Here is a 13,856-nt window from a genome sequence, read left to right as displayed (position 1 = left end):
CGTTATACTACCCCATCGGAAGATGCGGCGGACAGCCCTCTCAAGACCCCTCAAGGTCGCAGCCGCAGGCGATTTAAGGCCGCCCGAACGTCGCGCCTCCCTCTATTTTTATAGCGTTTCCGTACGGTCCGGGCAGATGTGTCAGCGTTGCAATTCTTACAAGGAATTCATGGGGATTTCTCCGCGCTGTTGCATCGAATCCGCAGGCGTGAGGGAGCCAAGCCATGATCCAGATGCCGCGGCCGGTCGTTATCAGTCGGAGGCCGCCGTCCCGCGGTCGACGGCATCGTTCAACCTTCGGGCTCCGACATGATCTATCCCTACGCCTACCTGTCGACGCTCCTGGTCTTCCTGCTTTGCGATATGGCTTGGCTTGGGACCATGGCGAGCCGATTATACCGTCCGACGCTCGGCGACATCCTGCTGGCTGACGTCAACCTGCCACCGGCTGTGGCCTTCTACCTGATCTACCCCGCGGGGCTCGTCATCTTCGCCGTGCTTCCCGGGTTGAAATCCGAAAGCCTCACCCAGGCAGCGCTCAACGGCGCGCTGTTCGGCCTCTTCAGCTACCTGACCTACGACCTGACCAATCAGGCGACCTTGCGCAACTGGACGCTCCAGCTGACGCTGATCGATATCGCCTGGGGAACCCTGCTCGGCGGGATCGCAGCAGTGGCCGCCTGCTGGATCACGGGCAAGCTAACCGCCTGAGGTCAGTTTTGGGAGCGGCAAGAACGGCCGCGTCCGCAGCTGGACGTCGCGGAATTGCTGGCCGCGCGAGCGCAGCATGTGTTGCTCGAGCGGTGGTATGCCGGAAACGTAAACCAGAGCCCAGTACATGCAGGCCGGCGCCAGCAGCGTAATCCAGCCCGCTGCATAGGCACCGTCGATCGCGATCACCGGATAGGCCAGCCAGCACAGCCATTCGAAAAAATAGTTCGGATGGCGCGACCACCTCCACAGACCGATCTCGCAGATCCGGCCGCGATTGGCCGGGTCCGACCGGAATTTGCGGAGTTGCCAATCCGACAAGGCCTCGCCGACCAGGCCGGCCAGCAGCAGCGCTGCGCCGAGGCCATCGCTGAGGCCTAGTTGCGGTCGCGGATTGTGCGCAGCGAGCGCGACCGAGACCGCGAGGATGAGTGCAACGGCGGCCTGAGCCTGCACCTGCAGGAACATCCGCATGTCGGCCGTGGCACCCCATTGATCGATCAGGTCGCGGTAGCGCGGATCATCGCCGACCCTCGAGGTCCGCGACAGGAGATGACCGCCAAGCCGGAGTGACCAGATCGCGACCAGCAGTGCGACCATGATCTGCCGCGCAGTCGGGCCGCCACCCTGGGGGAACGGGACAAGGCTGGCAACGCCAGCGACCGCGCCGGTCCCGAATGTCCAGCAAACATCGATCCATCCGGTGTGCCCGCTACGCCGCTGGATCAGCCAAGCGGTCGTCATGACTGCAGACAGCGCGAACGCCATGATGGCGAGGTGGGACACCGCTTGGAGCAGGCTCATGAGGCGTCTCCCGCCACCGGCTACATCCGGATCAGGGGCTGCAGCAGGCGGCCGATCAGTCCGTTCAGCTTCAGGTCTCCCTGCATCGCGACCAGGCAGATGCAATCCTCCGCCGAATCGATCGTCACGTCGTGATCGACAGATCCGTCGCCGAAATCGAAATCGCCGGGCCCGAAATGGCCCCCGGCATGAACGAAGCTGCCCGACAGCACGCAGGTCATCTCAAAGCCGGTGTGGGTATGGTCGATCATCTTCGTTCCCGGGCTGGACTTCAGAAGAAAGACCCGCGTTGCGCTCGGCTCAGCCAATCGGATCGGCCGCAAATGCACCTTCGGCGCAATCCATTTCCAGGAGCTGCCGGGATAGCCGTCCAGGAAGGACGGCAGGCCTGGGACATCGGTAAATCCGCGGGCCCGTGGCCGCGCCGGTGCGTCGGCAACGCGAACAGGCTCGTCCAACCGTCGCTCCAACGCCTCAAGCGCCCCGTCCGACATCGCGCTCGGCGGCAGTCCGGCCAGCACCGCGCCGCCAACATGCTCGATCGCGCGCACGGCGGCGCGGCACGTCGCGCAGCCGACCAGATGCGTGGCAACGGCAATATGCTGGCCAAGGTCGAGCACGCCGGCCGCAAACGCCGCCAACAGTTCGTCCGGAGGGTGATGATGGACCGTCATGAGAAGTCATCCAGCAAGCCACGCAGCCGGGCCATGGCCAGCCGCAAGCGTGATTTGACCGTCCCGAGCGGGATATCCAGCGTCCGCGCGATCTCCGCATGGGCCCTTTCCTGAAAGAAGGACAGCTCGATCACCCGCAACTGTTCGTCCGGCAGCACGGACAGCGCATCCCGGACCCGCCCCTCGATCTGCGAGGCACGGACACCGGCGTCGGGCTGTGGCCCCTCGTCGAGGCGAAACTCGAGCTCGGCTTCGGACGTATCATGTGTCGGGGTTCGTTTCTGACGACGGAGGGCGTCAATGCGCAGGTTGCGCGCAATCGTGAATATCCAGGCTGCGGCGCCAACGCTTGCGGGATCGAACAGGGCGGCCTTCGACCAGACCACGAGTAGCGCTTCCTGCGCCAGTTCGTCGGCGCTCTGCTCGCTCGCCCCGGAGCGTTGCATGAAGGTCTTTATGCGTGGAGCAAAATACCGGAACAGCGCCGCGAACGCCTCGCGATCCCGCCGGACCGTAATGGCCTCGATCAGCCCGGCCCATCTGGCGGCATCCGACGTCGCATCGCCGGGAATTTCACTCTGCATGCCGCGCGGGCACTCCCTGTCGCCGACACCTCTGCGACGTGAGTACCGGATCGCGCCCGGCCTGACCAGAGCGATAACCCCGAAACAATGTCGTGCGACCGCATGCATATTACGGAAACGTCGCCCGGCCACGGTTGGATCACAGCCGGTGATCCAACCCGCACGATCTGTCGTTTCATTCCGTAGAGCCGTCCCCGGAACCAGCCGGTGCATTGGCTGTGCCGCAGAGGGTTGAACCTTGAGGAGCGACGTCAAGTTGAACATAGCCGTGATCGGGACCGGCATTTCCGGCCTGTCGGCCGCGTGGCTGCTCAGCCAGCGGCACGACGTGACCGTCTATGAAAAGTCCGATCGGATCGGCGGCCACTCGAACACCGTGACGGCGTCGATCAATGGCAAAAAAATCGCCGTCGATACCGGCTTCATCGTGTTCAACCGCAAGACCTATCCTAACTTGACCGCGCTGTTTCAGCATCTGCGCGTGCCCACGCAGCCATCGGAAATGTCGCTGTCGGTATCCCTCAATGAGGGCGAACTTGAATATTCAGGGACCGGCCTTCGGGGGCTGCTGGCGCAGCCCAAGAATCTCCTGCGTCCGCGCTTTTGGTCGATGCTGCGCGACCTCGTCAGGTTCTACGATCACGCCACACGCGATGCCACGCTCCTGGGCAACGAGACAATCAGCCTCGGCGACTATCTCAAGCAAGGCGGTTACGGCGCCGCCTTCCGCGACGACCATTTGCTGCCGATGGCAAGCGCGATCTGGTCGGCTCCGCCGGATGAGATCCTCGCCTTCCCGGCCGCGACCTTCATTCGCTTCCATCACAATCACGGGCTGCTGCAACTGACGAGCCGGCCGCCTTGGGAAACCGTGACCGGCGGCAGCCAGGTCTATGTGCAACAGCTGATCCGATCGTTCGCCGACCGGATCAGGCTGGAATGCGGCGTGGTCAGCGTGCGACGCACCGCCAACCGCGTCGCGGTCACCGACATCAGCGGGGAAACCCGCTCCTACGATCACGTCGTGCTGGCGACGCATGCCAATCAGGCGCTCGCCGTCATCGACGCGCCAACGCGCGACGAGATCGAACTGCTCGGCGCATTCCGCTACAGCCGCAATCTCGCCGTGCTGCACTCGGATCCGAGCTTCATGCCACGGCGCCGCGCGGCGTGGTCGAGCTGGAATTATGTCGGCTGGCGCGAGCAATCCGATGCACCGGCCGGCGTGACCTATTGGATGAATCGCCTGCAGGGCATTGAAGGGCGCCTGCCGTTGTTCGTCACGCTCAATCCTGCCCGCCCGCCGCATGCCGATACGCTGCACGACACCGAACTCTACGAGCATCCGGTGTTCGATGCCGCCGCGATTTCAGCACAGCGCCGGCTCTGGTCGCTGCAAGGCAAGGGCAATGTCTGGTTCTGCGGCGCGCATTTCGGCGCCGGCTTCCACGAAGACGGGCTGCAATCCGGCCTTGCGGTCGCCGAACAGCTCGGCGGCGTGCGCAGGCCCTGGACCGTACCTGACGAGTCCGGACGCATCGTGTTCGATAGAACCGCTCCCTTCGCGCCCGAGCCGGAGTTGCTATCATGACGCTGCACTCCTGCCTCTATCGCGGCAGCGTGATGCATCGACGGCTGCGGCCCAAAGTGCATCGCTTCCGCTACCGCGCTTTCTGGATGCTGCTCGATCTCGACGAGGTCCCGGCGCTCGCATCACGGTTTCGGCTATTCTCCCACAACCACTTCAACCTGTTCGCGCTGCATGATTCCGATCACGGCGACGGCAGCGCAACGTCGCTGCGCGTCCAGGCCGAAAGCCATCTGGCGCGAGCCGGGATCGACATCAAAGGCGGGGCGATCCGGCTGTTCTGCATGCCGCGGACGCTCGGCTACAGCTTCAATCCGCTCAGCGTCTATTTCTGCTACCGGAGTTGCGGGCAGCTCGCCGCGATCATCTATCAGGTTCACAACACGTTCGGTGAGCGCCATGCCTACGTCGCGCCGGTCGAGGCTGGCGATGGGAATATCCGCCACGACTGCCGCAAGGCGTTCTACGTCTCGCCCTTCATGGACATGAGCATGGCCTATCGCTTCCGGCTGAACGAGCCAGGTCAGCACTTTGCCCTCGGCATCGGCGCAAGCGAACGCGGCCAAGCGATGCTCAGCGCCTGCCTTACGGCATCGCGCGAGACAATCAGCGATGGAGCGCTGCTGCGCAATTTCCTGACGATCCCCCTGGTTACAGCCAAGGTCATGCTCGCGATTCATTGGGAAGCGTTGCGGCTTTGGCTGAAGGGCATGGGGCTGCGCGACCGCCCGCAAGCATCGACTGACACCATCACGCTCGCCGCCATATCGCCCAAGCAACGGATCGATTCGCATGCACTCTGACCATCAGCAAACCGTCCCGGGCTTGCTCCCTGTTCGATGGCCCACCGTGCTGCGCGCGACGATCGGCGCGCTGTTGCGGCGGATGTTGCGCAGGCTCGACTGCGGCGAAATTCTAATCCAGGTGCCCGGCGGGCGCGGTATCGTGATCTCGGGCATGCGCGGTGGAGACCAGGCGCATATCAAGATTCACAGCTGGAAATGCCTGCTGCGGCTGCTGGTCAGCGGCGATCTCGGTTTTGCCGAGGGATTTCTCGCCGGCGAATGGTCCACGCCAAACCTCCATACCTTCCTGAGCGCGGCTGCACCACGATCGACGGAAGCCGCCTCGTTCGAGCGGCTGAGGCCGCCGCAGCCCCTCATTTGGCTCCGTCACGCCCTGTTCAACCGCAACACCAGGCGCGGCAGCCGGCGCAATATTCGCGCCCATTACGATCTCGGCAACGACTTCTACCGCCTTTGGCTCGATCCGAGCATGACCTATTCGTCGGCCATCTACGCTTCGCCTCACGAAACACTCGAGCAGGCGCAACAGAACAAGCTGGATCGCGTGACCGAGTTGCTCGATCTCAGCGGTGGCGAGAGCGTGCTGGAGATCGGTTGCGGCTGGGGTGCGCTGGCGCAGCAGATCATCGCGCGAGCCGACTGCCATGTCACCGGCCTGACCCTGTCGACCGAACAGCTTGGCTACGCGCGCGAGCAACTGGCACAGCGCGGTCTCGCCGACAGGTCCGACCTGCGGATCGAGGACTATCGCGACACCAGGGGCAGCTATGATCGTGTTGTCTCGATCGAGATGCTGGAAGCGGTCGGCGAAGCCTACTGGCCGCTGTTCTTCGACAATCTGCGGCAACGGCTCACTATTGGCGGCGTCGCGGTGGTCCAGGTCATCACGATCGACGAAAGCCGCTTCGAAAGCTATCGCAGGCGGCCGGAATTCATCCAGCGCTACATTTTCCCTGGCGGAATGCTGCCGACCGCCGACATCGTTGAACAACAGGTGAAGAACTCCGGACTGCGGCTTGTCTCGTCGGAGTTCTTCGCCGACAGCTACGCGCGCACCCTTGCGGAATGGCACGATCGGTTCATGGACGCCTGGCCGTCGATCGAGACGCTGGGCTTCGATCTCCGCTTCAAGCGGATGTGGGAATACTACCTCGCGTATTGCAGGCTCGGTTTTGAGATCGGCGCCCTCAATGTGAGGCTGTACAAGGTCGAACGATCGTCTTGAATTGAACGCGTCGGCAGTGATCGCCGAGTTGATGCGGAACGGCGATTTGCAGCAAGATTCGCCCAGATCGCAGCGCTCGCTCAAAACAATCTTTCCATACGCTGCCTCGGCCTGCGCCGCCGACTGGTTAACGCAAGTTTTTCCCCCAATTTCGCCGCACTGCAAAAGCCTTCCCCTTTTGCGATGGGCACACTAGTTTCCGGCAGAAGCAAAACACTGACCGGCAAGAGAATACCCCCTGACATGACATTCAACAAAGACGTCATCGAAGCGATCGGCAATACGCCACTGATCAAGCTGCAGCGCGCGTCCGAACTGACCGGCTGCACCATTCTCGGCAAGGCCGAGTTCATGAATCCGGGCCAGTCGGTCAAGGACCGCGCCGGCAAATGGATGATCCTGGAAGCCGAGAAGCGCGGTGAGCTCAAGCCGGGTGGGCTCGTGGTCGAGTCGACTGCGGGAAACACCGGCATTGGGCTGGCGGTCGTCGCGAGCGCGCGCGGCTACCGGACCTTGATCGTCATTCCGGAGACCCAGAGCCAGGAAAAGAAGGACTTCCTGCGGCTGTGCGGCGCCGAGCTCGTCGAGGCCCCGGCACTGCCCTTCTCCAATCCGAACAATTACGCGCACCTCGGCAAGCGGCTTGCCGATCAGCTCCGCAAGAGCGAGCCGAACGGCGTCCTGTTCGCGGACCAGTGGAACAACCTCGACAACGCCAAGGCGCACTACGAGTCGACCGGACCCGAGATCTGGGAGCAGACCGGCGGCAAGCTCGACGGCTTCATCTGCTCCGTCGGCAGCGGCGGCACGCTTGCCGGCATCAGCCGTTATCTGAAGGAGAAGAATCCTGGTATCACGACCGCCTGCGCCGATCCGCGCGGTGCTGCGATGTATGAGCTGTTCAAGCATGGCGAGCCCAAGGTGACGCCGGGCAGCTCGATCACCGAGGGCATCGGGCTTGGACGCATCACCCCGATCATCGAAACCGCGAAGGTCGACGACGCGTTCCTGATCCCCGACGAGGAAGCGGTGCTGGTGATCTACGAAATGCTCGAGCACGAGGGACTGTGCCTTGGCGGCTCGACCGGCATCAACGTCGCAGGCGCCATTCGCCTCGCCAGGAAGCTCGGTCCCGGCAAGACCATCGTCACGATCCTCTGCGACTCCGGCGGCCGTTACCAGTCAAAGCTGTTCAATCCGGATTTCATGCGCTCGAAGAACCTGCCGGTGCCGACATGGCTCGAGAAGCGCAGCAAGATCGAGCTGCCGTTTGTGTGACGGGCGACCGCTGATTCCGGCGTCATTGCGAGGAGCGAAAGCGACGAAGCAATCCATGCTTCTCGTGCGGATGAATGGATTGCTTCGCTCCGCTCGCAATGACGGCGAACGTCACCTTAAGATCTGACTCAAGAAAAGCTTTGACCGCGCGTGTTGCGGGTTGGCGAAGAATTCCTGCGGCGTGTTCGACTCGATGATCTGGCCGGCGTCCATGAACACGACGCGGTTGGCGACCTCGCGGGCAAAGCCCATTTCGTGGGTCACGACCAGCATGGTCATGCCCTCCTTGGCAAGGTCGACCATGGTGTCGAGCACCTCCTTGACCATTTCCGGATCGAGTGCCGAGGTCGGCTCGTCGAACAGCATCACCTTGGGATTCATGGTCAGCGCGCGCGCGATCGCGACGCGCTGCTGCTGACCGCCCGACATCTGGCCCGGAAACTTGTTGGCCTGATGCGGGATCTTGACGCGCTCGAGGAACTTCATCGCGGCCGCCTCGGCATCCTTCTTCGGGATGTTGCGCACCCAGATCGGCGCCAGCGTGCAATTGTCGAGCACAGTCAGATGCGGGAACAGATTGAAGCTCTGGAACACCATGCCGACCTCGCGGCGCACCTCGTCGACACGGCGCAGATTCGGACCCAACTCGATGCCGTCGACGACGATCTCGCCCTCCTGGAATTCCTCCAGCGCATTGATGCAGCGGATCAGGGTCGACTTGCCGGAGCCCGACGGGCCGCAGATCACGATGCGCTCGCCCTTGCCGACCTCGAGTTTGATGTCGCGCAGCACGTGGAAGTCGCCGTACCACTTGTTGAGGTTGGAAATGTTGACGATCGGATCGGTTGACATGATGACCCTGTTCAGGTGCGGCGATGGGCGTTGAGACGGTTTTCGACGAAGAGCGAGTAGCGCGACATTCCAAAGCAGAACACGAAGTAGATCATCCCGGCGACGGCGAAACCGGTGAACGCGGTGGTCGGCGTGGTCCAGGTTGGATCGGCGAACGACGCCCGCAAGGAGCCCAGCAGATCGAACAGCGCGACGATCGAGACCAGCGAGGTGTCCTTGAACAGCCCGATGAAGCTATTGACGATGCCCGGGATGACGTAGCGCAGCGCCTGCGGCAGCACGATCAGCGACGTCGTCTTCCACCACGACAGGCCGAGCGCGGAAGCGGCCTCCGCCTGCCCGCGCGCCACGGCGGCGAGGCCGCCCCTGATGACCTCGGCCAGATAGGCACCGGTAAACAGCGCCACCCCGATCAAGGCGCGCATCAAGCCGTCGATCGTGAAATTACCCGGCACGAACAGCGGCAGCATGTAGGTCGCGAAGAACAGGACCGTGATCAACGGCACGCCCCGCCAGAATTCGATGAAGGTGATCGCGAAGATCCGGATCAGCGGAATGGTCGAGCGGCGGCCGAGCGCCAGCGCAATCCCGATCGGCATCGAGGCGACGATGCCTGTGATGGCGATGACCAGCGTCACCAGAAGGCCGCCCCACAGCCGTGTATCGACAATCGGAAAACCGCCGCGGTCGAGTCCCATCAGCTTGATCGCAACGGCCATTCCGGCAAACGTCAGCAGGCTGCGGATCAGCACCGCGCGGCCGGTTCGGATGCCGCCGCCAAGACCAAACAAGATGGCCGAGACGATCACAGCCGTAACGAGAAAATCGCCCCACACCGGTTGGGATGTTTGCAGCTGATCGTGCAGCCAGGTCAGCGGAAAGATCAGCCAGTGGATCAGGAGACCGACCAGGACTATGACCTTGCCGAGGCCCCAGAGCAGCGGGCCGATCGCCGAGCTCTGGCTGAGATTGACCAGGAGTTCGCCAACTCCACTGATGCTCTGCTCGAACAGCTGCAGCAGGCCGGCGGTCCAGCTCACGCCGAAGCCGGCGATGCCGCCGCCATGCAGCAGGAAGAATGCCACCACCGGAAAAGCGAAGAAGAACAGGCCGGAGTTCAAGCCTTTTGCGGGCAGGCGCGGAATCAGTAGCGGCAGGAGTAGCGCGACGCCGAGCAGGAAGGTCAGATTGACGCGCCAGCGCTGAGCTTCCGGATAGAAGCCATAGATGAGCTGGTTCAGCTTCGCCCAGACATAGGGCCAGCAGGCGCCGACGCTGTATCCCGCCGTCTCGGACAGGCAGGCCGTGCGATCCTTGCCGGTCCAGACAGCGTCGACCAGCAGGAATTTGAGCGCCGGAACAACGACGTACCAGACCAGCAACAGGCAGAGGATCGTGAGCAGGATGTTGGTCGGTGAATTCAACAGGCGCGAGCGCAGCACGCCGAAGAATCCGGTGGTCTTCATCGGCGCCGGGCGCTCGGCGACCAGGTCCTGCCTGACAAAGGTCGATGCCGCGATATCCGTCATGCCGCCAGGCTCCGGTTGATGCGCCAGCCATAGATGCTCATGACGGCGCTCGTTGTCAGCGAGAGCAACAGGTAGACGCCCATCGTCATGGCGATGATCTCAATGGCCTGCCCGGTCTGGCTCACCGCCGTGCCGGCAAAGACGGACACCAGATCCGGATAGCCGATGGCGACTGCAAGCGACGAGTTCTTGGTGAGATTGAGGTACTGGTTGGTCAGCGGCGGCACGATGACGCGCATCGCCTGCGGCACCACGATCAGCCGCAGCGCTGTGCCGCGGCTCAAGCCGAGCGACGCGCCCGCCTCCATCTGTCCCTTGTGGACCGACATGATGCCGGCGCGCACGATCTCCGCGATGAACGACGCCGTATAGGTCGACAGCGCGACCGTCAGGGCAACGAATTCGGGGATGACACGCGCCCCGCCGGCGAAGTTGAAGCCCTTCAGTTGCGGCACCTCGAAGATGAAAGGCCACCCGAAGATCAACGTCGCGACCAGCGGCAGGCCGACGATGAGACCCAGCACATAGGGCCAGATCCGGATCATCTGTCCCCGCTGGAATAGCGCGCGCCGCGCGTAGTGCCGCACGCCCAGCGCCGCGATGATGCCGACCGCGAGCACGGCCAGGAACGGATCGAGCCCCGGTTCGCCGACCGCCCGCGGTACGATCAGGCCGCGATTGTTGAGAAAGAACGTGCTGAAGATCGAGATGCTCTGCCGCGGTCCCGGCAGCGCCGCCAGCACCGCGAGGTACCAGAACAGGATCTGGAACAGCAGCGGCAGGTTTCGGATTGTTTCGACGTAGATGCCGCCGATCCGCGATACCAGCCAGTTCGGCGACAACCGGCACAGCGCCACGACGAAGCCGATCACGGTGGCAAAGAAGATTCCGATCACCGAGACCAGGAGCGTGTTCAACAGGCCAACGAAGAACACGCGCCAGTAGGTGTCGGAGTTCGTGTAGGCGATCAGGCTCTGGCTGACGTCAAAGCCCGCATTGTAGTTGAGGAAGCCGAAGCCCGACGCAATGTGCTGGGTCTGCAGGTTTGCGCGGGCGTTCGCCACGATCTCATAGGCGATCCAGGCCAGGATCGCGGCGAAGGCAATCTGGACGGCGAGCCCGTTCCAGCCGGCCTTGCCGCCAAGCGCCCGCTTCAGCCTGAGGACAAACTGAAGCGGCGGTCTTCGGGGCTCGATGCTCATCGCCGCAGCCGCGGGCCAGGACCGATCAGCGGATCGGCGGCGCGTACTGGATGCCGCCCTTGTTCCAGAGATTGTTGACGCCACGGGCGATGCCGAGGGGCGATCCGGTGCCGACATTGCGCTCGAAGGTCTCGCCGTAATTGCCGACCGACTTCACGATGCGCACCACCCAGTCCTTGGTGAGGCCGAGCTGTTCGCCCAGATTGCCGTCGGTGCCCAGCACCCGCTTCAGTTCCGGCTTGTCCGATTTCAGCATCTCATCGACGTTTTTCTGGGTCACGCCGAGCTCCTCGGCATTGATCATTGCGAACAGCGTCCACTTCACGATGTCGAACCACTGGTCGTCGCCGTGACGCACCATCGGCCCCAGCGGTTCCTTGGAAATGATTTCCGGAAGCACGACGTGATCGGCGGGGTTCGCGAGCTTCAGGCGGCTGGCATAGAGCCCGGACGCATCGTCGGTGAAGACATCGCAGCGTCCGGATTCGTAAGCCTTGACGGTTTCGTCAACGGTGCCGAAAGCGATCACCTCGTACTTCATGTTGTTGCCCTTGAAGAAGTCGGCGAGATTCTGCTCGGTCGTGGTGCCGGTCTGCACGCAAACCGACGCACTGTTCAGCTCGAGCGCAGAATTGACCTTGAGCGACTTCTTCACCATGAAGCCCTGCCCGTCGTAATAGGTCACGCCGGTGAAATTGGCGCCGAGCGAGGTATCGCGCGACACCGTCCAGGTCGTGTTGCGCGACAGCACGTCGATCTCGCCGGACTGCAACGCCGTGAAGCGGTCCTTGGCCGAGAGCGGCACGAACTTGACCTTGGTCGGATCGTTGAAGACCGCCGCCGCGAGCGCGCGACAGACGTCGACGTCGATCCCGGTCCAGTTTCCCTTGTCATCGGGCGACGAAAAGCCCGGCAGGCCCTGGCTGACGCCACAGGACAGCATGCCCCGGTCCTTGATAGTCTTGAGGGTTTGCGCCGAAGCGGCCTGAACCGACAGGGCAGCGGCGGCGGCGGCAAGGGTGAGAGCCAGGGAAACGCGTTTCATGGGCGGGGCCTTTCAGGGTCGACCGTGGACGATGCTTTTTGTTCGCCTTGCGCTCACGGGCCAACCCGATGATCCCCTGCAGCAAGAAATGCTGGTCTGACCGGCAGTTTGACGTGCAAAACGGTCAGGCAAGGGATCGACGGTCGCGGCAGGCCCCTCAACGTGCGGCGACTGGTAGTTGCAGTGCATCACATAGCGACTGAGGGGCCGGGTCAAGGGGTTGACGCGCGTCTTCTGCGTCTTGTTAGTAATAACCCCCGGCGCGACCCCGTCCTCCCGACGCGTGGCGGCCGCGGCAAAAAGTCTAACGGTTGCGACCCATGACCTCCTCCGACGCCTCCACGCCCCCCCATCAGCAACATCCCGCAACCCGGCTGGTCACGGCCGGCCGTGACACCAAGGGCCAAAAAGGCTTCGTCAATCCGCCGGTGTTCCATGGTTCGACCGTGCTCTATCCGAGCGCCGAGGACCTCCACGCCCATCGCGCCGAATTTAGCTATGGCCGCCACGGCAACCCGACCACGCGGGCGCTGCAGGACGTGCTGATGGCGCTGGAAGGCCCGCAATGTGCCGGCGTCGGCCTCGCGCCGTCGGGGCTGGCCGCCGTCACCACCACGCTGCTCGCAGTGCTGAAGGCGGGCGACCATTTGCTGGTCTGCGACAATGCCTACCGGCCCACGCGCAACTTCTGCAGCGGCATGCTGGCGCGCTATGGCATCGAGACCAGCTATTTCGATCCCCTGATCGGCGCCGGCATCGCTGCGCTGTTCAAGCCGAACACCCGTGCCGTGCTGGTCGAGGCGCCCGGCTCGCAATCCTTCGAGATGCCCGACGTCCGCGCGATATCTGCCGTCGCGCATGCCAACGGCGCGCTCATGATCGACGACAACACCTGGGCGACCCCGCTCTATCACCGCTCGCTCGAGCAGGGCGTCGACATCAGCATGCAGGCCGCGACCAAATATATCGGCGGTCACTCCGACATCATGTTCGGCACCATCTCGGCGAATGCAAAGGCCTGGCCGCTGATCTCGGAGGGCATCCGCCTGCTCGGCGTCTATGCCGGGCCCGACGATGTGTATCTCGCGCTGCGCGGCGTCCGCACGCTGTCGGTGCGGCTCGCGCAGCACCACCGCTCCGGGCTCGAAATGGCGCACTGGCTCGCAGCCCGGCCCGAGGTCGACCGCGTCCTGCACCCTGCCCTCGAAACCGATCCTGGGCACGCGATCTGGAAGCGTGACTTCACCGGCGCCTCCGGCCTGTTCAGCATCGTCCTGAAGCCGGTGCCGCAAAAGGCGGTCGACGCCCTGCTCGACACGGTCACGCTGTTCGGCATGGGCTTTTCCTGGGGTGGCTTCGAGAGCCTGATCGTGCCGTTCGACTGCAACGACTATCGCACCGCCACCAAATGGGCGCCGGGCGGACCGACGCTGCGGCTGCACATCGGGCTCGAGAGTGTCGACGACCTCAAGGCCGATCTCGATCGCGGATTTGCGGCGCTGAAGGCCGCACTCTGATCTGTACACGCTGGGCGGGCGTTAGACGATATTAACCATGG

Annotated in this window: 13 protein-coding genes; 6 read left to right on the top strand and 7 right to left on the bottom strand. The window is 63.4% G+C overall.

Features of this window, described 5'->3' with window-relative positions; translation table 11 throughout:
- Window positions 1–309 precede the first annotated feature (309 nt).
- On the top strand, window positions 310–711 hold the full coding sequence (locus tag UP09_RS30635; RefSeq protein WP_044542066.1) for a DUF2177 family protein: 402 nt from the start codon (window positions 310–312) through the stop codon (window positions 709–711).
- Here UP09_RS30635 and UP09_RS30630 read toward each other — a convergent pair.
- From UP09_RS30630 to UP09_RS30620, 3 genes are read right to left on the bottom strand one after another with little or no spacing between them, the layout of a single operon-like run.
- Complete coding sequence (locus tag UP09_RS30630; RefSeq protein WP_044542065.1) at window positions 700–1,515, bottom strand: DUF1295 domain-containing protein; 816 nt, start codon at window positions 1,513–1,515, stop codon at window positions 700–702. The two genes, UP09_RS30635 and UP09_RS30630, sit on opposite strands and share 12 nt — an antisense overlap.
- A 20-nt stretch (window positions 1,516–1,535) precedes the next feature.
- Window positions 1,536–2,189: a ChrR family anti-sigma-E factor gene (locus UP09_RS30625; RefSeq protein ID WP_044542064.1), complete on the bottom strand. Its 654-nt coding sequence runs from the start codon at window positions 2,187–2,189 to the stop codon at window positions 1,536–1,538.
- The gene (locus UP09_RS30620; protein ID WP_044542673.1) at window positions 2,186–2,773 is read right to left on the bottom strand and encodes a sigma-70 family RNA polymerase sigma factor; all 588 of its coding nucleotides are present in this window, start codon (window positions 2,771–2,773) and stop codon (window positions 2,186–2,188) included. Before UP09_RS30620 ends, UP09_RS30625 begins: the two co-directional genes overlap by 4 nt.
- A gap of 256 nt (window positions 2,774–3,029) precedes the next feature.
- Here UP09_RS30620 and UP09_RS30615 point away from each other — a divergent pair, with 256 nt between their 5' ends.
- From UP09_RS30615 to UP09_RS30600, 4 genes are all read left to right on the top strand, one after another.
- A complete protein-coding gene (locus UP09_RS30615) occupies window positions 3,030–4,364 on the top strand; it encodes an NAD(P)/FAD-dependent oxidoreductase (RefSeq protein WP_245302277.1) in 1,335 nt (444 codons plus the stop codon).
- A complete protein-coding gene (locus UP09_RS30610; RefSeq protein WP_044542062.1) occupies window positions 4,361–5,164 on the top strand; it encodes a DUF1365 domain-containing protein in 804 nt (267 codons plus the stop codon). Before UP09_RS30615 ends, UP09_RS30610 begins: the two co-directional genes overlap by 4 nt.
- Window positions 5,154–6,392 (top strand): SAM-dependent methyltransferase, encoded by a 1,239-nt coding sequence (locus tag UP09_RS30605; protein ID WP_082070350.1) that lies wholly within the window; start codon window positions 5,154–5,156, stop codon window positions 6,390–6,392. The genes UP09_RS30610 and UP09_RS30605 overlap by 11 nt, the downstream gene beginning before the upstream one ends.
- Before the next feature lie 243 nt (window positions 6,393–6,635).
- Window positions 6,636–7,670, top strand: coding sequence for a cysteine synthase A (locus UP09_RS30600; RefSeq protein ID WP_044542061.1), 1,035 nt, complete (start codon window positions 6,636–6,638; stop codon window positions 7,668–7,670).
- A gap of 111 nt (window positions 7,671–7,781) precedes the next feature.
- On the opposite strand, the gene UP09_RS30595 is transcribed toward UP09_RS30600, so the two are convergent.
- From UP09_RS30595 to UP09_RS30580, 4 genes are read right to left on the bottom strand one after another with little or no spacing between them, the layout of a single operon-like run.
- Window positions 7,782–8,522 carry an amino acid ABC transporter ATP-binding protein gene (locus UP09_RS30595; RefSeq protein WP_044542060.1) on the bottom strand — a complete coding sequence of 247 codons (741 nt, stop codon included), beginning with the start codon at window positions 8,520–8,522 and terminating at the stop codon, window positions 7,782–7,784.
- A gap of 11 nt (window positions 8,523–8,533) precedes the next feature.
- Window positions 8,534–10,051, bottom strand: coding sequence for an amino acid ABC transporter permease (locus UP09_RS30590; RefSeq protein WP_044542059.1), 1,518 nt, complete (start codon window positions 10,049–10,051; stop codon window positions 8,534–8,536).
- Window positions 10,048–11,253: an amino acid ABC transporter permease gene (locus UP09_RS30585; protein WP_044542058.1), complete on the bottom strand. Its 1,206-nt coding sequence runs from the start codon at window positions 11,251–11,253 to the stop codon at window positions 10,048–10,050. The genes UP09_RS30590 and UP09_RS30585 overlap by 4 nt, the downstream gene beginning before the upstream one ends.
- Window positions 11,254–11,278: 25 nt before the next feature.
- Window positions 11,279–12,298, bottom strand: coding sequence for an amino acid ABC transporter substrate-binding protein (locus UP09_RS30580; RefSeq protein ID WP_044542057.1), 1,020 nt, complete (start codon window positions 12,296–12,298; stop codon window positions 11,279–11,281).
- A gap of 320 nt (window positions 12,299–12,618) precedes the next feature.
- Here UP09_RS30580 and metC point away from each other — a divergent pair, with 320 nt between their 5' ends.
- Complete coding sequence (metC, locus tag UP09_RS30575) at window positions 12,619–13,815, top strand: cystathionine beta-lyase (RefSeq protein ID WP_044542056.1); 1,197 nt, start codon at window positions 12,619–12,621, stop codon at window positions 13,813–13,815.
- Window positions 13,816–13,856 lie beyond the last annotated feature (41 nt).

This window comes from Bradyrhizobium sp. LTSP885, from assembly GCF_000938305.1.
GTDB lineage: Bacteria > Pseudomonadota > Alphaproteobacteria > Rhizobiales > Xanthobacteraceae > Bradyrhizobium.
This window is presented reverse-complemented; position numbering and strand designations above follow the sequence as displayed.